This window comes from Senegalimassilia sp. (genome assembly GCF_977052095.1).
The window spans coordinates 1-21,037 of sequence record NZ_CDRSTZ010000019.1 but is presented as its reverse complement, the minus strand read 5'-3'; the positions used below and the strand labels follow the sequence as shown (position 1 = coordinate 21,037).

The window sequence follows — 21,037 nt, the reverse complement described above, 5'->3', positions numbered from 1 at the left end:
TCCTAGTGGGCCGCGGCGCCGGCGGCGTCTGCGGGAAACGTTCGGCGCACCTCAAGGGCAAGCGCCTGGTGGTCAAGATCCGAAAGCGCGGGGTCGGCCACCATGATGGCTGCCGCGTCGGCGTGGGCCGCTTCGATGATGCGCTCGTCGCGCACGATGTTCACCAGCTTCAGCACGCTTGCCCCGCTTTGGCGATTTCCCAGGATATCGCCCTCGCGGCGCAGCGACAAGTCGTATTTCGCCAGCTCGAAGCCGTCGTCGGTGCGCTCCATGGCCGCAAGGCGCGCCAGCGACGCCTCGGATTTCGACGCGGAAAGCAAAAACACCTGCGCGGGCTTTTCGCCGCGCCCCACGCGGCCGCGCAGCTGGTGGAGCTGCGCTAAGCCGAAGCGGTCGGCGTCGGCCACGATCATGACGGTGGCGTTGGGCACGTCCACGCCCACCTCGATGACGGTGGTGGCCACGAGCACCTGCGTTTCGTTTGCGCGGAAACGCGCCATGACCTCGTCTTTCTCGGCGGCCTTCATACGGCCGTGCAGCAGCTCGACGCGCCAGTCGGCGAACACCGTTTCCTGCAGGTAGGCGGCCTCTTTCGTGGCGGCCGTGACGTTGTCGCCCGAGAAATCGCCGTCGGACTCGATGCTGATGGCCGCGTACTCGTAGGCTTCCTCGTCCGTTTCGCGTCGGCGCCCGCCGGCGCGGCTGTCGCGGGCGGCGCCGTCCTGCCCGATAAGCGGGCACACCACGTACACCTGCTCGCCGCGCCCAAGCGCCGCGCGCGCCGCATCGTAGGCCTGCCCCTGGTCGGCCTTCGCCAGCACGTGCGTGGTGCGGCGCGCCGCGTCGTGCGGGCGGCGGTGGATGTAGGACAGCGTCATGTCGCCGAACACGGCCAGCGCCAGCGTGCGCGGGATGGGCGTGGCCGTCAGGAACAGCGCGTCGGGCGCGCCGCCTTTCATGAGCAGGGCCGCGCGCTGCTCCACGCCGAAGCGCTGCTGCTCGTCGATGACCGCAAGCGAAAGTTTGTCGAAGCGCACGTCGTCTTCCAAAAGCGCGTGCGTGCCGATGAGCGCCTGCAGCTTGCCGGTAAGCGTTTCGCGCACGATGCGCTGGCGTTCTTCGTCGGGCGTGGCACCCGTGAGCAGGCCCCACGCCACGCCGATCTGGTCGAACCACGCGCCCAGGCTTTTGGCGTGCTGGCGCGCAAGCACCTCGGTGGGCGCCATGAGCGCGGCCTGCGTGCCCGTGTCGGCCACGGCGGCAAGCGCGAAGGCGGCCACGGCCGTTTTGCCCGTGCCTACGTCGCCTAGCAGCATGTGGTTCGCCGCGCGCGGGGCTGCCATCTGGGCGAATATGTCGTTGCGGGCGGCAACCTGCTCGTCGGTGAGCGAAAACGGCAGCACACACTCAAGCGCGGCCGCGCACGGGCCGTCCACCACGTGCGCGGTGGGGGTGGCGCCGGCGCTGCGGTTTTGCGCCTGTTCCATAAGCGCCAGCTCAAGCAGCAGCAGCTCTTCGTACACCAGACGGCGGCGCGCCTGGGCCACCTCGTCCATGGATTGCGGGAAATGGATGCACGAAAGCGCCTGCGTGCGCGACATGAGTCGGTACTTCGCGCGCAGGTCAAGCGGCAGCGGGTCATAGCAGCCGCGTACCATGTCAAGGGCGTTTTCCACGATGCGGCGCATCCACGCGACCGAGATCTTCTCGCACGCAGGGTGCACAGGGATGATCATGCCCTCGGCCGACTGCCCCGCCTCAAGCGGCTCCAGGTAGGGGTTCACCATGCGCTTGAAGCCGTAGTTGAACTCCACCTTGCCGGCCACGGCAATGGGCATGCCGGGTTTGAGCTGGTCTTTCAGCCACGGCTGGCGAAAGCACGTGACCATCAGCACGCCCGTTTCGTCCACGACGGAAATTTCCACCAGCGTAAGCTGCGGGCGCGGGCGCTTCAGCTTCACCTCGTGGACCTGTCCCTGGATAGTGCACGACCCGCCGATGCGCGCGGTGGCAACCGTTTCGCGCTTCGACAGGTCGACGTAGCGTCGCGGATAGTGCGTGCACAAGTCGCGGACCGTGCGCACGCCTAGCTGCGAAAGCGCCTGCGCGCGAGCCGGGCTGACCAGCTTCACGCGCGAGGCGGGTTTATCTAATGCAAGGGTAGCTGTGAGCCTATCGGCCACCGCGCGCCCCTATTCCACGGAGAAGACGACGGGGTACAACGGCTGGCCGCCGCGGTGCGCGTCGATCTCAAGGTCTTCGTAAGCCTGCTCGATGCGCGCCTGCAGGGCCTGGAAGTCCTCGTCGGAGAGGTCTTCGCCGGCAAGCAGCGTGCACGTGTCGCAGTCATCGGCCTCCATATGCTCAAGCAGGCCCATGACCACGTCGGACACGTTTGCGCCCACGGCGTAGATGGCGCCGTCGGAGATGCCGATGACGTCGCCGTCGGCGATGGGGTTGCCGTTGGCGTCCTTCGAGTCCTTGATGGCCGTGGTGACCTCGCCGCACTTAACGTCCTCGAACGCCTCGGTCATGGCCTCGACGTTTTCCTCAAGCGTTGCGTCGGCGTCCACGCCGAACATGGCGGCGAAGGCCTGCGGCACGGACTTCGTGGGGACGACGCCGCACGGCTTTTCGGCCAGCTCGCAGGCGGACTGGGCCGCCATGATGATGTTCTTGTTGTTCGGCAGGAAGATGACCGCGTCGGCGTTGACCTTGGCAGCCGCGTCGAGCAGGTCCTTCGTGGACGGGTTCATAGTCTGCCCGCCGGACACCACCACGTCGACGCCCAGCGATTCGAGGATCTTCGCGTTGCCCGCACCGGCGGCCACGGCCACAAAGCCCAGCGGCTTGTGCTCGGCGGCGGCTTCGGCCTCCAGCTTTTCCGTGCGCTCCTCGGACTGCAGCTTCATGTTGTGGATGAACACTTCCGAAATCTGGCCGCGCTCCAGGAAGTACGCCAGCACCTTGTCGGGCGTGTTGGAGTGCACGTGCACCTTGAACTTCGGGCGTTCGCCCACGCACAGCTCGCAGTCGCCCATGGTGGACAGGAAGTCCAGCGCTTCGTTCTTGTCGAGCACGTCGGAGTCAACCAGGAACTCGTTGCAGTACGTGTATTCGCTGCCTTCCCAGTCGTTGATCTGCTCGATCTCGACCTTCGGGGCGGCGTCGCGCGCGAATGCCAGCTCGTCGACAAGCGGGCCTTCCTTGCCGGTCAGCGCGGCCACAAAGCTGTCGATGAGGATGGCCAGGCCGTAGCCGCCGGAGTCGACCACGCCGTTTTCCTTCAGCACGGGCAGAAGCTCGGGCGTGCGCTGCACGGACGCGTAGGCTTCCTCCACCACGTAGGCCAGCGCGTCGGCCGGCGACATCTTCTTCTTGCGCGCGTGCTTAGCAGCGGCGGCGGAATCTTTCAGCACGGTGAGGATGGTGCCTTCCACCGGCTTGCGCACGGCTTTGAACGCCACGTCCTGCGCCTTGGCAAGCGCCGCTTCGATGGACTCGGCGTTCACGGCGTCGTGGCCGGCCGAGCCTTCGCACAGGCCGCGCAGAATCTGCGACGTGATGACGCCGGAGTTGCCGCGGGCGCCCATGAGCGCGCCGTTGGTGATGGCCTTGCGGATTTCGGCACCGGAAGCGCCGATGGGCAGCTTGGCCAGGTTCGCAACGACCGACTCAAGCGTCAGCGACATGTTCGTGCCGGTGTCGCCGTCGGGCACGGGGAAGACGTTCAGGCGGTTGACCTCGTCCTTGCGCGCGCTGAGGTTCTTGCTGGCGGCCGCAATGGCGTTCACCAGGTCGTTGCTGGTATAAGTGTCAGACATTGATGGGATTCTCCTTCATGAAGGCTGCGCGGTGGCGCGCCGCCCGTTGTCGGCAAAAGCGCTACTTGCGGACCTTGACGCCCTGCACATGCACTTCCACCCCGTCAAGCGGGACGCGCGCATATTCCTTCAAGACGAACGTGACTTGGTCGACGAGGTTTTGCGACACCGTGTTGATGTTGGTGCCGTACTCGATGACCACGTACAGCGCAACGTGCACGCCGGCGTCGGTGGTGGTGACCACCACGCCGCGGCGCAGGCGCGAGGCGGGCAGGATCTTAGCGATGCCGTCGGCTGCCGAAGGTGCGGCCATGCCGACGACGCCGTAGCACTCAAGCGCGGCGTTGCCGACCATGTCGGCCAGGACATCGTTGGCAACGTGAAGGTTGCCGGGAATGGTATCGTTCATGGCGTTCCTTTCTGGCGCGCGAAAACATGCGGGCTCGAAACTTCTTTCGTGAGTATAGCGCATGCATTTGTGCAGACGGTATGCATGCTGCGCGGCTAAAGCCCATATACACGAAAAATTCTTGTGAGGACGTTGAAGCGTGTGCTATAGTATGAGGGCTTTTGTGCAAGAGCGGCTTTATCAGAAGCCGAATGCATGCAACCTAGGTACATGGAGTGATGAGTAATGTCTAAGATTTGCGAAGTTTGCGGTAAGGGCCCCGTCGCTGGTCGCAGCGTCAGCCATTCCCACCGCGTGACGAACCGCTGGTTCCGTCCCAACATCCAGAAGGTCACCATCAAGGACGCTAAGGGTCATGTCCGCAAGGCCAACGTCTGCACGAAGTGCATGAAGGCCGGCAAGGTCACCCGCGCATAAGCGAAACCTTTTCTGGAATCGAAAAAGCCTGCCCGACGGGGCAGGCTTTTTTGTTGCCTTCACGCCGTTTTCCTTGTTGTCAGAGGAAACGCTTCCGTAACGAAAACTGGGACAAAGGGACTATCCCCTTGTCCCAGTTCGGGCGGTTAGTCGGCTTTCAGGACCAGCATGCGGCCGCAGTTCGGGCAGGTGCCTACGTTACCCTGGGTGCGCATGTCCACGATGCGGCCGTGGTCGATGGGCGTGCGGCAGGCGCCGCAGCGGTCTTCAGCCAGAAGCGCGAGCGGCACGCCGCCCGTAGCACCGGACGTGCGCTCGTAGAGTTTCAGCACGTCGGCCGGCACGTCGGCGGCAAGGTCGGCGCGCTGCTTTTGCAGCCCGGTGATGTGCTGCTTGAGCTTGCCGCCTTCTTCTACGAACACGCTTTTCGCAGCCTGCTCGGATTCGTCGATCTTCGCGAAAATGGCCTTAACCTGGTTGCGAACGGCGTTGATCTTCTCAAGCTCCGCGTCAGCAGCGCGCATGTCCTCCTCAAGCGCTTCGCGGCGCTTGAGGATGCCCGAAAGCTCCTTCGTGCGCGCCTCGACGCTGCGGAAGTCGCCTTTGACCTCGTCAATCTCGGCCTGCACGCGGTGCGCCTTCTCGGCCAGCCCGTCGTCTTCCTCCGTGATGCGGGCAAGCTTCGCCTCCGCCTTTTCGGCCAGCGCCTCCACCTGCTCGGATTTCTGCTCGACGGCGCGGCGGCGCGCCATGGCGTCAAGGATGACCTTGCGCTCGGGCATGTCCTCAAGCTGCTTGCTCGTGCGGATGACCTGCACGTCGAGCTCCTGCATGTGCAGAAGCGTTGCCAAAACGTCCGAATCGATTCTCATGCTGTTCCTTATGATCGGGCGCCTGGCAAGCGCACATGCCAGGCGCGGTTTGCCTTCTGCTATACGCGTACCGCTTCGGGGTACGCCCAGTTGTCTTGCTGCCCCACCACCATGACCAGCTCGTCGGGCACGCCGGCGTCGCGCACGCTTGCGGCAAGCACGCGGCAAAACGGCAGCTCGGACGTGTCGTGGCCCAGGTCGATGACGGCCATGCCCGCCTGCGACAGGTCAAGCGCGTCGTGGTACTTCACCTCGCCGGCCACCAGCACATCGGCGTGGTTGGCAAGCGCCAGCTTGCCCGTGGGGCCGGCCGAGCCCGTGCACGTGACCACGCGCGAAACGGGACAGTCGAAATCGCCCCACACGCGCGGGGCGCGGCCGAACACGCTGGTGCAGCGCGCCGCCAGCTGGCCGAGCGTCAGGCGCTCGCCGGCTACCGCGCACAACTGTCCGTAGCCTTTTTCGGCGCAACCCGCCAGCGGCTCCACCACGCCGCGCAGCGACAGGCCCAGCATACCGGGCAGCATGCGCTGGGCGCGTGCGGAAACGTCGAGCGCCGTGTGGAAGTTCATAAGCGCCACGCCGCGCTCGATGGCGCGGTACACGCCGGCGCCGGGGTTTTGCGCCACCGATGCCGCGGGCTTGAACGACGTGGGCGGCGTCAGAAACGCCGGGTGGTGCGTGATCAGCACGTTTGCGCCGGCCTCGGCAGCCGCGTCGATGGCCGCCACCGTGGGGTCGAGCGCAACGGCCACGGCGCGCACCTGCGCCGCCGGGTCGCCCACCAGAAGGCCGGTGCGGTCCCACTCCTCGGCGTCTGCCGCCGGGTATTCGGCCAGAAGCGCGCGCTCGAGCGCGACCACCGTCAGGCGAAACGTGTACGCCGACAGCGTGCCGGCCGTCATGCGGGCAAGCGCCTGCTTCTTCCCCTTTTTCGATTCCTTCTTCGGCTCGCTGCCTTCGCCGGAACCTTCGATCTTGATCTTCTTCGAAGCCATGTCCATCACGTACCTTCCCATGAGTTTGCGGCTTCTTCGCCTCGGCGCGCGGCCCGCTGCCCCGCGCCGGCCCGCTTCGCGGGCATTGCTTGCACCTACTACTCTAGTACGATTTCGCGGCGATCGCCGGATTTCGTCGGAACCGTCACGCAACGGTACCCTGCGTCGTACATGGCGCGCAGGCCCGGCATGAGGTTGCGCGCCACCACGGCCGGGTCGTGCGCGTCGGTGCCGATGGTGCACGGGATGCCCGCGCGGAAAAACGTGCGCAGCAGGTCAGGCGCGGGAAACAGCTCGGCGCACGCGTACGTGAGGCCCGACGTGTTCACCTCCACCATGTGCCCGCCGGCGACCACGGCCTCGGCGGCTTGGTCATAGAGCGGCTGCAGGTTGAAGCTGGGGCGGTAGCCGAATTTCTTCACCAGGTCGGGGTGCGCCATGCACGTGAACGGCGCCTCGCGGCAGCTGGCCGCTTCGCACCACACCTCGAAGTAGCGGCGCCACACCGCGTCGACGCCCACGTCGTGCCAGCGCGCCTCCTGCGCCGGGTCGTCGAACGCCCAGCCGTCCAGGTAGTGCACGCTGCCCAGCACGTGGACGAAGTTGCTGAAATCAAGCGCGGAAAAGTCGCGGTCTTCCTGCGCACCCAGCCAGTCGACCTCGCAGCCGGGCAGGACGTCCATAGCGGGGTGCGCGGCGGCGGCCGCGGCGATGTCGATGAGGTACTGCGGCATCTTGTCCCACGGCATGGAAACCTCGTTTGTAGGATCCATGGCCTCTGACATGGGGTAATGCTCGGTGACGGCAATGGCGGAAATACCGGCCGCCGCCGCGGCGTTCACCAGCTCGGCCACGGTTCCGTGACCGTGGCCCGTGTAGTTCGTGTGCGTGTGCGTGGTGACCAGTTCCATGTTCGCTTCCTTTCGGTGTGCTGCCTGCGCGGGCCGGCGGCCGACGCACGGGCTTTTCGTTGCCCAGATGCAACGGGGCCGCCCTAGCGGCAGCCCCGTATCGTTGTTATTCCCAGTCAAGCACCGGCCCGACCGCCGCGATGAAATTGTCGATGTCGGCTTCGGTGGTGTAGCGGCCCATGGAGATGCGCAGCGCACCGTGCGCCGCGTCGTCGCCGATGCCTACGGCGCGCAGCACATGGCTTGGCTCGAGCGAGTGCGAGCTGCACGCCGAACCGCCCGATACGCCGAAGCCGCGCATGTCGAAGCGCAGGATGAGCGTTTCGCTTTCAAGCGCGTCCACCAGCACGTGCACGATGTTGGGCAGGTATTCGGTGCTGCCCGGCGCCACGTCCACCGTGGGGTGCACGCCAGGCGTGGCGGCAAGCGCCGCGTACAGCTTGTCGCGCAGCGCGGCCAGGCGCTGCGTTTCGGCGGGCTGGTTGGCCTGCGCGGCTTCGACGGCTGCGGCGAAGCCCGCTGCGCCGGCAACGTTTTGCGTGCCGGAGCGCCTGCCCGCCTCTTGCCCGCCACCGAGCAGATAGGCGTCGAAGGGCGTGCGCGCCTTCACGTACAGCGCGCCGATGCCCTTCGGCCCGCCCACCTTGTGCGCGGAAAACGACGCGGCGTCGCAGCCCCATGTACGCACGTCAACAGGCGTTTTACCCAGCGCCTGCGTGGCGTCGGTGTGGAACAGCACGCCGGCGGCGTGGGCCACCTTCGCCAGCTCGGCTACCGGCTGGATGGACCCGAGCTCGGAGTTGGCGGTCATGACACTGACAAGCACCGTGTTAGCATCAAGCACGGCCGCAAGCGCTTCAGGCGTGATGAAGCCGGCGCGATTCGGGGCCACGCGCGTGACGCGGAAGCCCTGCTGCTCCAAGCGCTTGGCGGGCGCAAGCACGGCGTCGTGCTCGATGGCCGAAACCACCACGTGCGGCGTGAAGTCGCCCGCGCCCGCGCGACGGCGAGCGGCCACGGCGGCGTTGGCCAGACCGAACAGCGCCGCGTTGTCAGCCTCGGTGGCGCCGCTGGTAAAGATAAGCTCGTCGGGGCGCTGCGCGCCGAGCGAGCGGGCGATGCGGCGGCGCGCGTCCTCAAGCGCCGCGAACGCGGCGCGACCGGGCACGTGCAGGCTGTTCGCGTTGCCGCCGTAGGCGATGTTGGCACGGCCGGGCTGCATGTAGGGGGCCATGGCCTGCGCGGCCTCTTCGATAAGCGGCGCCGTTGCGGCGTAGTCAAGGTATACGTAGTTGTCGGGAACCTTCGCCACCATCTAGGCCCTACGCCTCCTTCGCGGCAAGCGCCGCCTTGCGCGCGGCTTCGGCCGCTTGTGTGACCTCGGCGATTGCAGCGGCCGGGTCGGCGGCGCCGCACACGGCCGAGCCGCACACCAGCACGTCGGCGCCGGCAGCTGCCACGAGCGGAGCCGTTTTCACGCCGATGCCGCCGTCCACTTCGATAAGCGGGCTTGCGCCCACCGCGCGCGCCAACTCCACCACGCGCGCAACCTTGCGCTCGGAGCCTTCGATATAACTTTGGCCGGAAAAGCCCGGTTCCACGCTCATGACCAGCACCATGTCAAGCTGCGCCATGACGGGGGCCAGCACCTCCACCGGCGTGTGCGGCTTTACCGATGCGGCAGCCTTCACGCCAGCAGCGTGGATCATCTCGACGGCGCGCTCAAGCTGATAGCCCGCGGCGGCTTCGGCGTGCACCGTGACGATGTCGGCGCCGGCGTCCAAAAACCACGGCAGCTGGTCAAGCGGGTTCGAGATCATCAGATGCACGTCAAGCGGCATGTTCGTGATCTTCTTCAGCTGCTTGACCACGGGCACGCCCATGGTCAGGTTCGGCACGAAGTGGCCGTCCATGACGTCGACGTGCACGTATCCCGCGCCGCCCGCCTCGATGACCTTGATGTCGCGCTGCAAGTTCATGAAGTCCGCCGACAGAATGGACGGAGCGATTTTGACCGGCTCGAACACGCCCGGCTCCTTCCCCTTGGGGTTTTCGTCTTCTTGTGCGTATTCTAGCGCACCGCGCCTGGCCCGACGACGCGGCGCGCGGCAGCCGTATAATATCGACAAGCTACCGAAAGAGGCTTGATGCAACAGAGCAGCTCAACGTTCTACACCTATTTCACGCCGGCCGGGCCCATCACCGTTGCCGCGAACGGGCGCGCCATCACGCGCGTTGCCCTTGGCCGTGTGGCGCTTTCGGGCGCACAGGCACCCAGCGAGCTTACCAACCTAGCCGCCACGCAGATTCAGGAATACCTTGCCCGCAAGCGCACCACGTTCAATCTGCCGTTGGCCGAGATGGGCACGCCGTTTCAGCAGCAGGCGTGGAAGGCGCTTGCCGATGTGCCGTATGCGCAAACGGTCACTGCTGCCGACTTGGCCAGCCGCATCGGGCATGCCGGCGCGCACCGCGCCGTAGGCGGCGCCGTGCGCGCGAACCCGTTTGCCCTGGTAGTGCCCACGCATCGGCTGGTACGCGCAAACGGCCAGCCCTGGGGCGAAGGCAAACCCGCCCGCGTGCGCGCCGCCCTTTTGCGCTTCGAGCAGCAAGGATAAGGTCTTATGAGCGAGAGTTCAGCCCTCATTCGACAGCGCCGAAAGGGCGCGTCACCATGTTTTTATGCACACGTTACGTTGGTCAGCAGCTGGAAAGGAACCTGCATATGATCCACGAAGATTTCGAGAAGGATTCCGGCTTCGAGCATCAGCCTGTTTTGGATGTGGCGGATGTGACGAAGCTTGAGCAGGCTATTGCCGCTGGCGGAACCTCGCTTGCCGAGCTGATGGAACGAGCTGGCAACGCTATCGCAGACGAAGTGCAAGCCCAACTTGCTGGCCCCGCACCCGTAGTGGTGCTCTGCGGCAGCGGCAACAACGGCGGCGACGGCTGGGTATGCGCACGTGCGCTTGCGCAAGCCGGCTGGCCGGTAACGCTGGTAGCCCCACGGCCGGCCGAAGCCCTCACAGCCGAGCCCGCGCACAGCGCAGCGCTTAAGGCGCTTGCCGCTGCGCAAACCAACCAACTTCCGCTCACGTTGTTGGTAGCGCCCAACGCTGAGCAGCTGAAACTGGAAATTAACGAAGCGCACTGCATCGTAGATGCCATCTTGGGAACAGGCTTTTCCGGTACAGAAGTGCGCGAACCGTACGCAACGTGGATCAGTCTTGCGAATCAACGCCGCGAAAGCGCTTCGGATTGCGAACAGGCAGAAGGCGATGTTGCCACCCGCATTGTTGCCGCCGATGTCCCCTCGGGCATGTCGGCCCAAACGGGCCTCGCCGCCCAACCATGCATCCACGCCGACGCAACCGTAACCATGATCGTCTACAAACCCGGATTGGTGAAACCAGAAGCCGCGCGATGGACTGGCTCAATGAAGCTTGCGCCCCTGGTGAACAGCATAGGGCGATATAGCGACGCATTGAAACATTAGTGTCACGCTTTGCGCTCTTTTCCATGGATCGAGCTTTCGCTCGACCCTACGATTCTGACTGCGAGCGCTTTCGCCCAGCAACGAGATCCATTTAGAAACCCTTTTCAATCGATAGCGCATGGTTGCATCTTTGTTCTTGCACGTTCAACTTGTATAGATACATGTAGGTCGGAGCGAAAGCTCCGACCTTTTTTCGTTAGTGCCCATAGGGCACGTCACGTTCTTTTATCGCGATTCGACCAACCTACCCATGCTCCGCTTCCTTACTCCTCGCCGTGCATTTCTTTGAGGAATTTGGCCACGGGGGTGAAGAGGTTGTCTTTTTCGGTGAGGCGGAAGTATTTGAGCGGCAGCTGCAGTTTGCGCTTGTCGGCAAGGTAGCGCCCGCCGGCGCGGCGCAGCGGCGTCATCTTGTCGCGCGGGATGTCGATGGGCTCGACTACCAGCTTTCCCGCAACCACCGACACCGTTTTGATGTGATGCTCGTTCGCAAACGCCTTGATGCGGGCTTTCTCGAACAGGTTTTTCGCCGCCTGCGGCATGTCGGGACGCTTAGCCGCCATGTCTTCATAAATATCTTCGACGGCTCCCACGGTGGCCGCGCTTGCGATTTTACGGTACCACAGCACGCGCTCATCGGCCTCGGGCACGTATTCTTCAGGCAGATAGGTATGTCCTGGCAGGTTCACGGTAATGTCGGACAGCGCCGGCGGCAAGCCGTCGGCCGCCTTCAAGTCGCCTTCGCGCGTGGCGTTCACCGCCGAGGCTAGCATCTGCGCGAACAGGTCGAAGCCCACGGCCGACATGTTGCCCGACTGCTCGGCGCCCATAAGGCTGCCCGCGCCGCGGATCTCCAGGTCGCGCATGGCAATGCGCATGCCGCTGCCCAAGTCGGTGTGCTCGTCAAGCGCCGTTAGACGCGCCTGCGCCTCTTCGGTGAGGCTGACGTGCTCGGGGAACATGAAGTATGCGTACGCCTGCGTGGAGCTACGGCCGACGCGACCTTTGAGCTGATACATCTGCGCCAAGCCCAACCGCTGCGAGTCCTCGATGATAAGCGTATTCGTGTGCGGGTTGTCGATGCCCGACTCGATGATGGTAGTGGCCACCAGCACATCAAGCTGGCCAGCCGAAAACTCCTCCATCACCTTCTCAAGCGTGTCGCGGTCCATCTGCCCGTGCGCTACGCCCACGCGCGCTTCGCCGGCCGCTGCCTGCACGCGGCGTACCGCCTCTTCGATGGAGCGCACGCGGTTCGACACGTAGTACACCTGCCCGCCGCGCGCCAGCTCGCGCCTGATTGCGGCACTGACCAGGTCGGGGTCCCACTCCCCTACGTGCACCTCAACCGGACGGCGATCGTCGGGCGGCGTGAGGATGAGGCTCATGTCGCGCACGCCCGACAGCGACATCTGCATGGTACGCGGAATAGGCGTTGCAGAAAGCGTGAGCACGTCGATGCTTTCGCGCAGGTTCTTCATCTGCTCTTTATGGCCCACACCGAAACGCTGTTCCTCGTCGATGATGACCAGGCCCAAGTCGTGCGGGTTCACATCGCGCGATAGCAAGCGGTGCGTGCCCACCAGCACGTCCACGCTACCGTCGGCAAAGCCTTTGAGCGCCGCTGCTTGCTGCTGCGGCGTGCGGAAGCGACTGAGCACCTCGACGGTTACGCCGAACGGGTCGAAGCGGTCTTTGAAGTTCGTGTAGTGCTGCTGCGCCAAAATAGTGGTGGGGCACAGCACCATCACCTGCTTTTTGTCCTGCGTCGCCGCGAACGCCGCGCGCAACGCCACCTCGGTTTTGCCGAAGCCCACATCACCGCACACCAGGCGGTCCATGGGCTTCGTGCTGCGCATATCCGCCTTCACGTCCGCGATGGCGGCCAGCTGGTCAGGCGTTTCCTGATAAGGGAACGACTCTTCCATTTCGCGCTGCGCCGGCGTGTCGGGCCCGAACGCATAGCCCTGCGCACTTGCGCGGCGCGCGTACACGTCCACCAGGTCGAATGCAAGCTTCTTCGTGGCGGCGCTGGCCTTCTTCATGGCACGCGACCAGTCGGCCGTGTTCAGGCGCGTGCAACGAGGCGTGGAGCCCTCGGGGCCCACGTAGCGCGTGACGCGATCAAGCTGCTCAACCGGCACGAACAGCTTGTCGCCCTCAGCGTATTCCAGCAGCAGGTAATCGCGCGCTGTGCCGTCGATTTCGCGCCGTACCAACTCTTTGAAGTGCGCCACGCCGTGTTGCGCGTGCACTACGTAGTCGCCCGGCTTATACGGGAACGTGATCTCGGTGATGTCGATGTGGCGACTCGGACGTGCTGTTGAAGCCCCCTGCGTGTCGGACACGCTGATCATGCCCAGCTTCGCCTTCGGGATAATCATGCCCAGCGGGATGTCCACGTCCACCACGTTTACCACGCCGCGACGCAGGCGGCGCTTCTTCTGGCCATCCAGGTCGTTGGGGTCTTCTTCGGCGTCAAGCCATTCCTGAATGGGAAGGCCCTGGTCCACGAACGCCAGCATCATATCGGCGCGACTGCGGCGGTTCGGCGCGCTGAACACCACCGTGAAACCGTCGTCCACCAAGCTGCGCAGGCGCCCGAACAGCTTGTCGGGATGCCCGGCTACTTCCACGCGCTTCACCGGCAGCTCTACGTCCACGTTGCCGCCGACGCGCATGATGGACACGTACGTTGCGCGCTGGCAATCGCCGAAGCTGACCTGGGGCGCCGCCGCAAACAAACCCTCAAGCGCAATGTTCGTCCCCTTCGCGCGCGCTTCAAGCTCCTCCGAGGCGTGCATCATGTCGTCAAACAGGCTGCGCGGCTCGATAAGCACCGACAGCGCGTCTTTGCGCAGATACGAGCCGAGCGTTACCGGCTTTTCATACAAATACGGCAGCAGCACGTCGCTGCCTTCGAAGCGCAGACCGCCCTCGGCGTTTTCCAGATGTTCCGCCACCTGACGCAACGCCGGGTTCGTGCCTGCTTGCGCTGCCAACTTCTTGCGGGCGCGAGCCAGCCCCGATTTGCTGCACGAGAATTCAACGATCGGATAGATTTCCACCTGCTGCAGACTTGAAATGGTTTGCCCCGTGGATGGAACGATGCGGCGAATCTCGTCAAGCTCGTCGCCGAAGAAATCGAGCCGCACCGGATACGTAAGGTTGCCCGGGTACACGTCGATGGTGCCGCCGCGCGTGCAGAACGTGCCCGGGCCATCAAGCTCGCCCGCGTTCGCAAACCCGCGCGCCTCAAGCGCGTGAATCAAATCATCGAACTCGTTGATGCCCGCTGCCTGTGCGCCCGGCATGTCTGCAAGCTCGAAGCCAGCGGCAAACGTCAGCGGCGCGGCAGCCTTCGCTTCCGCAGGCGGCAACATGCGCAGCAGCGCCCGCGCGCTGGCAACCACCACCACCTGGCGCCCTGTTTGCAGCGCATGCGCCGCCTCCATGCGGCGCGCGATGGTGGCCAGATCCGCCGGCTTCTTCGCAAACGGAAGATCGGCGCGCTCGGGAAAGCGCAACACCTTGTCTTCGCCAAGGTAGGCCGATAAGCTGCGCGCAAACGTAATGGCCGCCTCTTCGCCAGCAACTACCACCAGCGTGGTTTGCGGACGATGCGAGAACCGCGCAGCAACCAAAAACGGGCGCGCGCTATTCGCAACGCCAAGCGTGCCGTCACCGGCGGCATCCAACTTGCCCCAAAACTCGTCCAAGCACCCCGAGCGCTCCAACGCGAATCGTAAGCTGTCGATGAGCATGCAATTCCTCCCGCAAACGCATATGCGCCCCGCCTCAAGCTTCTTGGCAGACGCGAAAAGCCGCGAGGGCCATTCCATCGCGGCAACAATGTTTGCATCAATGTATCATGCGCCGCCCGGCCACAACGCCTCACTTGAAGAGGCGCACGCAAAATACAACATTTGTTCGTGTTTTAAATCCAACCGAAATGTTCCACCGCGCGCAAGATTCCATCTTCGTCATAGCGCGAAGTTACATAATCCGCCTTCTGCTTCAGCGGCTCCCTGCCATTGCCCATGGCGATGCTTGTCCACTCGGGAATGAACATATTCAGGTCATTATAGCCGTCTCCGAAGACCACTACGTCTTTATAGGGTGCTCCTATGATGTCGCACAATTTCTTGATTCCTACTGACTTGTCGGTGGGTTCGCAGAAGACGCACTGTGCGTCATAGCGCGTATGAGAGACAGAACCGAAGTCCACCACATGCTCGTCTTCGGGCGCTAAGGGCACGAACATCTTGTAGATAGTCGACAGCGAGCCGATGCTCAGATCAGGGGCAACAACAGTGGGCGCATAGGCATCGGAAGACGCCATTTCGAACGCTTCACTGCGGCTATAGCGACGCATTACGTTTTCCGTCATCACAGCCCAAGGAATGCCCTGAGCATCAAGTCGATGGAGCAGATCTTTGCATGGACCAACCGGCATGCTTTCCATCCAAACAAGCTTCCCATCAAGGGTTACGGAGTTGCCGCCATCGGCAACCAGCGAGGTGATACCGCACGATTTCACGTAATCAAGCGCGTTCGCCTGAAGACGGCCCGTAGCCAAACCAACGAAATGGCCAGCCTGCCGCAAGCGCCGAACTGCCTCAAGGGCGCTATCCGGAATGGTCTGCGTCAAAGGCGCCGCAAGGGTGCCGTCGTAATCGAAGAAGAAGTATTTCTTATGCATAGCTATCGCTTTCGTTCAGAAACAAATTTCGCCAACAGTGTATAGCAGTAAACAACAAGAGCGGCCATTTCAAGAAGTTCAAGAATCGCAAGGTGCAAGAATAGATGGCCATACGGCACGAACAATTCGAAGTGCTGGATGATGTTATACGTACAACAACATCCATACAACAATGACTTACAACACCACAAGGAATTGCCGAATGGTAATGCGGATAAATACGCAAAGAGAAAGCGAGCAGTGTAGAGCTATTAGAGGATGCCTCGATATATTGAAACCCTGAAACAGCAAAACAGCCAGAGCAAAAGCTTGCAAACCGGCAAGCTAAAATAGAAAGATGCCTAGCGGAACGCAGCGGTATACTTGCTCTAAGCATACGGAAAGGAGCGCCCATGCCGCGCGAATTGATGAAGGACAAAAAGGAACGCGCGCTAAAAATTGCCGAGCGCATGAACGAGCACTACCCCGCCGCCGAATGCGCGCTGCACTACTGGGGCGACCCGTTCAAGCTCACCATCGCCGTGCTGCTGTCGGCGCAAACCACCGACAAAGGCGTGAATAAAGTAACGCCAGCGCTGTGGGAGCGCTACCCCACGCCCGAAGCGCTTGCGCAAGCAGAAATCGCGGATGTCGAAAACATCATCCGCACCATCGGTTTCTATCATGCGAAAGCCGCAAACTGCATCAAATGCGCACGCATAGTGGTAACGGAATTCGGCGGCGAAATCCCCCGCGATATGCAACTCATGCAGAAGCTGCCCGGCGTGGGCCGCAAAACCGCCAACGTAGTGCTGAACGAAGCATTCGGCATTGTTGAGGGTATTGCGGTGGACACGCACGTGTTCCGCATCGCGCACAAGCTGAAGCTGGTAGGCCCCTCGGCAGACACGCCGCAGAAAACGGAAACAGCGCTGCTGAAACTGTATCCACGTGATTATTGGGGCCCTATCAACCACCAATGGGTGCTGTTCGGCCGCGAAACGTGCATCGCACGGCGTCCGAAATGCGAGACGTGTTTTCTCTCAGACCTCTGCCCCAGCGCCGGCAAAAAGTAAACATCCGCAACAGAGCAAAGTGCCCGAGCCACCCGTAGCTCTCAACTAAAGTGCAAGATAACCGGGCAAATCTTCGTCAGTGCCCATCGCCTTTTGCAGACCACATGAAGTAACCCTGTTCGGGTGTCGCTTCCACGCGCGCACCTCTCTACAATAAGCGGCGTTTCATGACGCACGACCGCGAACGGCCGCGCATAAACCGCGAAAGGCATCTTCATGCAAGCAAATGAAAAGCTCAGCGCTACCAACCTCTTGGTGCGCCGTTGGATATCCTATTGCATCGGACTGTTTCTTGTGGCCCTGGCCATTTCATGCTCCGTGAAATCAGGCCTGGGCATCTCGCCGGCATCATCGATGGCCTACGTAGCGGGCCTTGCGAACGGCTGGTCGATGGGCACCTGGACCGCCATCTTCTACACCAGCTTCGTCGTGCTGCAAATCATCTTGAAAGGCCGCGCGTTCGAACTGAAAAACCTCCTGCAGGTGCCCGTGTCCATGGCGTTCGGTGTGGTGGTAGACTTCACGAACTTCCTGTTCTCGTTCGCACCCGACCCTACGAATTATGCGGCGCAGCTGGGATATCTGGGGCTCAGCCTTGTCATCATGGGCTTCGGCTACGTGTACTATCTGCCGCCGAACATCATCGCGCTGCCCAGCGAAGGCGTCATGCAGGGCATCAGCTACCGCTTCGGCCTGAAGAACTCCACGGCGAAGCTGATTTGGGATCCGCTCTGCGTCATCGCCACGTTCGCCATCTCTCTGACGTGTCTGGGCGGCATCGCAGGCATTCGCGAAGGAACCATCGTAGCTGCGTTTGGCAACGGACTGGCGCTAAAGATCTTCATGAAGCTATTCAAGGAAAAGCTGTCCGATCCGCTTTTGGGCGTGAAGGGTACAAGCGCCGTACAAGCAGCTCAAGGTCAACTGGGGTAGTACGCGCAGAAAGATTGCTGCGAGAATGAAATTCGCGAGCAATAGAGAAGGCTTGAACGGGACGAATCATACCGCTAGGCACAATCGAAAAAGCCCGCAACACGCATCCGTAATCACATAACCGGTCAAAAGGCCAAAGCTGTGGAGAAGCGAAGGCTTTATTCGTATCGACCTGGTATAATACTGTCTGTTGGATTGCAAATCGCACCAACCGAGCAGCCCTCCACCAGCATTTTGCCCGGCGCGTCTGCCGCCACTGCAACGCACTCAAGGAGGCTTCATGGCCAACGTCGGCGATACCGTCATCTTCAAACACCACGTGTGCACCATCGCGGAAAAACGCGAAAAGTATTTCGATAACAAGGACTATTGGGAGCTGCACGCCGTATTTGAACGATCACTGAAGCTGTTCGTCGCCTGCGATGCTGCAAAACCGCCCATCATGCGCCCCGTCATGCAGAAGCAGGAGGCGCTTGACCTCATCGATTCCATAGCCGGCGCTGAACCGGCAGACGTCAACGACAACTTGCCCGCAACGGCCAACACGTCGTCGCTCAAGCAGCGTCACGTGAAGGAAACGTACGACGCATACCTGAAAACGCTGTCGCCGAAGGATCTGGTCCCTATCATCAAAACGTGCCACGAACGCACGCTGGCCCGCGAAGAAAACGGCCACCAGGCAACGGCGGTCGACAAGAAGTATCTGGACCTTGCGGAAGGCTTACTGTGCGATGAGCTGGCCATTTCGTTGGATATTCCGCGTGAAGACGTGCAGGAGTTCTTAGTGAAGCGCATTAAGGAAGCAGAAGCCAAGCTGAACGCGTAGGGTTCGCGGTTGAGTTAAGAATTTGGCAACGTGCTTCGCGCTTTCTACTTGGTGTCGAGCTTTCGCTCAACGCTACGAAGCAGACCTGCGGATATAGCCAGGCTAGAAGTAAAACACTTGCATAAAGACACCGTAGGGACGAGCGAAAGCTCGTCCCTTATTAGATAACGCCCAGAGGGCGCGCCACTATTAGAAAAGCGCATATATGTAAAGTTGAGGTTTTGACTCCGGCGAACCGCATGTCAGCACATGCTGCACCGATTTCGTAGGGTTGAGCGAAAGCTCAACCGTTCATATACAGCGCCGTAGGCGCGTCACACTTGGGTCGAGCTTTCGCTCGACTCTGCGATTTTGGTTGCAACGTTATACCGTCCCCGGCATTACTCTTCGTTGGCGAAATCACGCTTCTCAAGGGGGCTCCCTAACCTTGCCAGTTCACCGGCAACAACATCTACCAGCAAGGGAAGTGCTTTATGCACAGCGGGCGTGAGGCCTTCGGTGGCTTCTGCTGGTGACGCGTTCTCCACTTGCATGCCTAAGCACAGGCCTTCGGCTTGATAGCCTAACAGCGCGGCGGAATCGAACAAGTCGATCAGCTTCAAATCGTGCAAGCTAGCGGTGATGCCTACGTGGCGCGCCATGGCGTCGGGAGCATACCGCAAGATAGTGCCAGCAGGTTCACCGGAATCGTCCACGGCGTCTACCGTCAGAATCACGTCAAACTCGCGCACGCGATCAATCATAGCCAGCGACAAACACCCCAGGTCAAGCAGCTCAACGTTTTCAGGAACGTCATACTGCGCAACCAGCGCATCGTAAACCGCAGGGCCTATGCCATCGTCAAGCATCAGCCGATTGCCAACGCACAGCACCGCAATGCGTTTCGGCCGCAAGTCAACAGGCACCGCTTCGCTACTCAGCACATATTCATGCAACCCCCAGCCCTCATGCCGAGGAGCATCATCGCAAGTCAGCCCCTCATCACCAGCACCGCAGGCATCCTCAAATCCCTCGCCATTCGCAGAGGGTACGCCAGCGCACGCGGCCCCACGCTCACGCAACTCATCACCAACCGCACGTCCATCACATTCGCAAGCCATGCGCTACGCCCCCAGCCCGGGACGAATCATCAGGTTGTACCAGGTGGCAAACCCGATCATAGCGCAGCCGATCACCACGCACACCACGGCCCAGATACGCTCGCGGCGCACATACGTCTCCTTCGACACGCCGCGCGCCACCGCCCGATGCGCGGCAAACGGCTGGCTGAGCCGCGCAAACAAAAACGTCACGGCAACCAACACCACGCCAACCACAACGGCCAGCACCACCGAAAGCGTCGTCCGCTGCGAATACGCCGCGTAGAACGAGTTATCGGCGAACAGCCACAGCGGGTAGAACAAGATGGTCACCCAAAAACCGTGCGCCGGCCCCCAAATGGGCGGCAAAAACAGCGCGCCGATGTTCCAGCGCGGAATCCCCTCAAGAAAGCGCTCTTCAGCGGCAATCTGCTCATCAGTCAACTCAGCCATGAATCTCCTTGCATAAGGCCAAACCCTCGCAGCACGAAAAAGGCCCGGCAGCGCAAACGCGGCCGGGCCTTCGCAGACCACAAAAGCGAACTAGTGCTTCTCGCCGTGACCCAGATCGTCCTCACCGATGATGTTGTGGATATCAGGGTCGTACACCAGGCCGCCATGCTCCTTATGGAAGAACATGAGCAGCGACGGGGCAATGCCTTCGACGTTGGCCAGGTACACGTGAATGAACATGAAGCAGATGAACACGAACATCATGAAGTAGTGGATGATGCGCATGCTCATAAGCCCGCCCACCAGGTTGGTGCCGGCAGCGAACAGCGGCAGGTCAGCCGTGGGCACCCACAGAGCGCAGCCCGTGTAGAACATCAGGATGATGAGCACGGGGATAAGCAGGTAGCTGATCTTCTGCGGAACGCCCAGCTTAGCAGCCAGCGGGTGATCCTTCTTGAAGAACAGGTAGTACTTGATCCACTGCGGGCCCTGATGCAGGTTGTCCTTCTGCGGAAGCCACGTCTTGTAGTCGGTCACCTGCTTGCGGGTGCCGCCAGTCGGCGAGGACTTCACGATGAAGGCCATGATCAGACGCGCGATGCAGTTGATGAACAGCACGAAGCCGAAGAACACGTGAATGCCGCGAGCCATGGACTCAAAACCCCAGAAGAACGGGTAGTGAATGTAGAAGCCCGTGAAAATCAACAGGATCATGGCAACAAGGTTGATCCAGTGCGTGATAACGAACGGCAGCGGATGCGCCTCGCGATAGTGTGCCAAATGCGCCATGTTACTTCACCCCCCAAGGGCTCGTGACGGTCTCAAAACGCTTGCCCGTGGCAGGCTCGGAAATGTGCACCGAGCAGGCCGTGCAGGGGTCGAAGGAATGCACCGTGCGCAGCGCGTTGATGGGCTTTTCGATGTCGCCCACCGGCACGCCGATCAGCGCCTCCTCGAGCGGGCCGTGCTGACCCTTCTCGTTCTTCGGGGCCAGGTTCCACGTGGACGGAATGATGATCTGGTAACCCTGGATCTTGCCGTCCTTGACCGACTCGCTGTGGT

20 protein-coding genes are annotated in these 21,037 nt (G+C 62.2%); 6 read left to right on the top strand and 14 right to left on the bottom strand.

Annotated features, from left to right (window positions below):
- Positions 1-2: 2 nt before the first annotated feature.
- The 3 genes from recG to ACWI6D_RS05235 form a co-directional block, all read right to left on the bottom strand.
- Positions 3-2,183 carry an ATP-dependent DNA helicase RecG gene (recG, locus tag ACWI6D_RS05245; protein WP_449133925.1) on the bottom strand — a complete coding sequence of 727 codons (2,181 nt, stop codon included), beginning with the start codon at positions 2,181-2,183 and terminating at the stop codon, positions 3-5.
- Between the two features lie 9 nt (positions 2,184-2,192).
- Positions 2,193-3,824, bottom strand: a complete 1,632-nt coding sequence (locus tag ACWI6D_RS05240; RefSeq protein WP_449133924.1) for a DAK2 domain-containing protein — start codon at positions 3,822-3,824, stop codon at positions 2,193-2,195.
- 61 nt (positions 3,825-3,885) lie between these two features.
- Positions 3,886-4,233, bottom strand: coding sequence for an Asp23/Gls24 family envelope stress response protein (locus ACWI6D_RS05235; protein ID WP_129424366.1), 348 nt, complete (start codon positions 4,231-4,233; stop codon positions 3,886-3,888).
- A gap of 225 nt (positions 4,234-4,458) precedes the next feature.
- Between ACWI6D_RS05235 and rpmB the strand changes: the two genes are divergently transcribed.
- Complete coding sequence (rpmB, locus tag ACWI6D_RS05230) at positions 4,459-4,650, top strand: 50S ribosomal protein L28 (protein WP_129424364.1); 192 nt, start codon at positions 4,459-4,461, stop codon at positions 4,648-4,650.
- A gap of 146 nt (positions 4,651-4,796) precedes the next feature.
- Here rpmB and ACWI6D_RS05225 read toward each other — a convergent pair whose 3' ends face one another.
- From ACWI6D_RS05225 to rpe, 5 genes are all read right to left on the bottom strand, one after another.
- Positions 4,797-5,522 carry a zinc ribbon domain-containing protein gene (locus tag ACWI6D_RS05225; RefSeq protein WP_449133923.1) on the bottom strand — a complete coding sequence of 242 codons (726 nt, stop codon included), beginning with the start codon at positions 5,520-5,522 and terminating at the stop codon, positions 4,797-4,799.
- Positions 5,523-5,581: 59 nt separating this feature from the next.
- A complete protein-coding gene (locus tag ACWI6D_RS05220; protein ID WP_449133922.1) occupies positions 5,582-6,541 on the bottom strand; it encodes a Nif3-like dinuclear metal center hexameric protein in 960 nt (319 codons plus the stop codon).
- A gap of 77 nt (positions 6,542-6,618) precedes the next feature.
- The gene (locus tag ACWI6D_RS05215) at positions 6,619-7,431 is read right to left on the bottom strand and encodes a histidinol-phosphatase HisJ family protein (protein WP_449133921.1); all 813 of its coding nucleotides are present in this window, start codon (positions 7,429-7,431) and stop codon (positions 6,619-6,621) included.
- Positions 7,432-7,537: 106 nt separating this feature from the next.
- Positions 7,538-8,746, bottom strand: a complete 1,209-nt coding sequence (locus tag ACWI6D_RS05210) for a cysteine desulfurase family protein (RefSeq protein WP_449133920.1) — start codon at positions 8,744-8,746, stop codon at positions 7,538-7,540.
- A gap of 7 nt (positions 8,747-8,753) precedes the next feature.
- On the bottom strand, positions 8,754-9,458 hold the full coding sequence (gene rpe, locus ACWI6D_RS05205; protein ID WP_303251744.1) for a ribulose-phosphate 3-epimerase: 705 nt from the start codon (positions 9,456-9,458) through the stop codon (positions 8,754-8,756).
- A gap of 120 nt (positions 9,459-9,578) precedes the next feature.
- Between rpe and ACWI6D_RS05200 the strand changes: the two genes are divergently transcribed.
- Positions 9,579-10,049 (top strand): methylated-DNA--[protein]-cysteine S-methyltransferase, encoded by a 471-nt coding sequence (locus ACWI6D_RS05200; protein WP_449133919.1) that lies wholly within the window; start codon positions 9,579-9,581, stop codon positions 10,047-10,049.
- Between the two features lie 107 nt (positions 10,050-10,156).
- Positions 10,157-10,927, top strand: coding sequence for an NAD(P)H-hydrate epimerase (locus tag ACWI6D_RS05195; RefSeq protein ID WP_449133918.1), 771 nt, complete (start codon positions 10,157-10,159; stop codon positions 10,925-10,927).
- Between the two features lie 263 nt (positions 10,928-11,190).
- Here the strand turns inward: ACWI6D_RS05195 and mfd are convergent, their stop codons facing one another.
- Together mfd and ACWI6D_RS05185 are read right to left on the bottom strand one after the other, a co-directional pair.
- Positions 11,191-14,691 carry a transcription-repair coupling factor gene (mfd, locus tag ACWI6D_RS05190; RefSeq protein WP_449133917.1) on the bottom strand — a complete coding sequence of 1,167 codons (3,501 nt, stop codon included), beginning with the start codon at positions 14,689-14,691 and terminating at the stop codon, positions 11,191-11,193.
- 173 nt (positions 14,692-14,864) lie between these two features.
- Positions 14,865-15,629: an HAD family hydrolase gene (locus tag ACWI6D_RS05185; RefSeq protein ID WP_449133916.1), complete on the bottom strand. Its 765-nt coding sequence runs from the start codon at positions 15,627-15,629 to the stop codon at positions 14,865-14,867.
- A gap of 392 nt (positions 15,630-16,021) precedes the next feature.
- On the opposite strand from ACWI6D_RS05185, the gene nth reads away from it, so the two are divergent.
- The 3 genes from nth (at position 16,022) to ACWI6D_RS05170 (ending at position 18,443) form a co-directional block, all read left to right on the top strand.
- Positions 16,022-16,684, top strand: a complete 663-nt coding sequence (nth, locus tag ACWI6D_RS05180) for an endonuclease III (RefSeq protein WP_449133915.1) — start codon at positions 16,022-16,024, stop codon at positions 16,682-16,684.
- A gap of 216 nt (positions 16,685-16,900) precedes the next feature.
- The gene (locus ACWI6D_RS05175; RefSeq protein WP_449133914.1) at positions 16,901-17,617 is read left to right on the top strand and encodes a YczE/YyaS/YitT family protein; all 717 of its coding nucleotides are present in this window, start codon (positions 16,901-16,903) and stop codon (positions 17,615-17,617) included.
- Positions 17,618-17,897: 280 nt separating this feature from the next.
- Positions 17,898-18,443, top strand: coding sequence for a hypothetical protein (locus ACWI6D_RS05170; RefSeq protein ID WP_449133913.1), 546 nt, complete (start codon positions 17,898-17,900; stop codon positions 18,441-18,443).
- 380 nt (positions 18,444-18,823) lie between these two features.
- Here ACWI6D_RS05170 and ACWI6D_RS05165 read toward each other — a convergent pair whose 3' ends face one another.
- The 4 genes from ACWI6D_RS05165 to ACWI6D_RS05150 form a co-directional block, all read right to left on the bottom strand.
- Entirely contained in the window at positions 18,824-19,366 is a 543-nt protein-coding gene (locus tag ACWI6D_RS05165; protein WP_449133912.1) for a hydrogenase maturation protease, read from the bottom strand.
- A gap of 180 nt (positions 19,367-19,546) precedes the next feature.
- Positions 19,547-19,975, bottom strand: coding sequence for a hypothetical protein (locus ACWI6D_RS05160; RefSeq protein WP_449133911.1), 429 nt, complete (start codon positions 19,973-19,975; stop codon positions 19,547-19,549).
- Positions 19,976-20,065: 90 nt separating this feature from the next.
- A complete protein-coding gene (locus ACWI6D_RS05155) occupies positions 20,066-20,764 on the bottom strand; it encodes a cytochrome b/b6 domain-containing protein (RefSeq protein ID WP_129424340.1) in 699 nt (232 codons plus the stop codon).
- A gap of 1 nt (position 20,765) precedes the next feature.
- Positions 20,766-21,037: nickel-dependent hydrogenase large subunit (locus ACWI6D_RS05150; RefSeq protein ID WP_449133910.1), on the bottom strand; the 272-nt coding region annotated here is incomplete at its 5' end.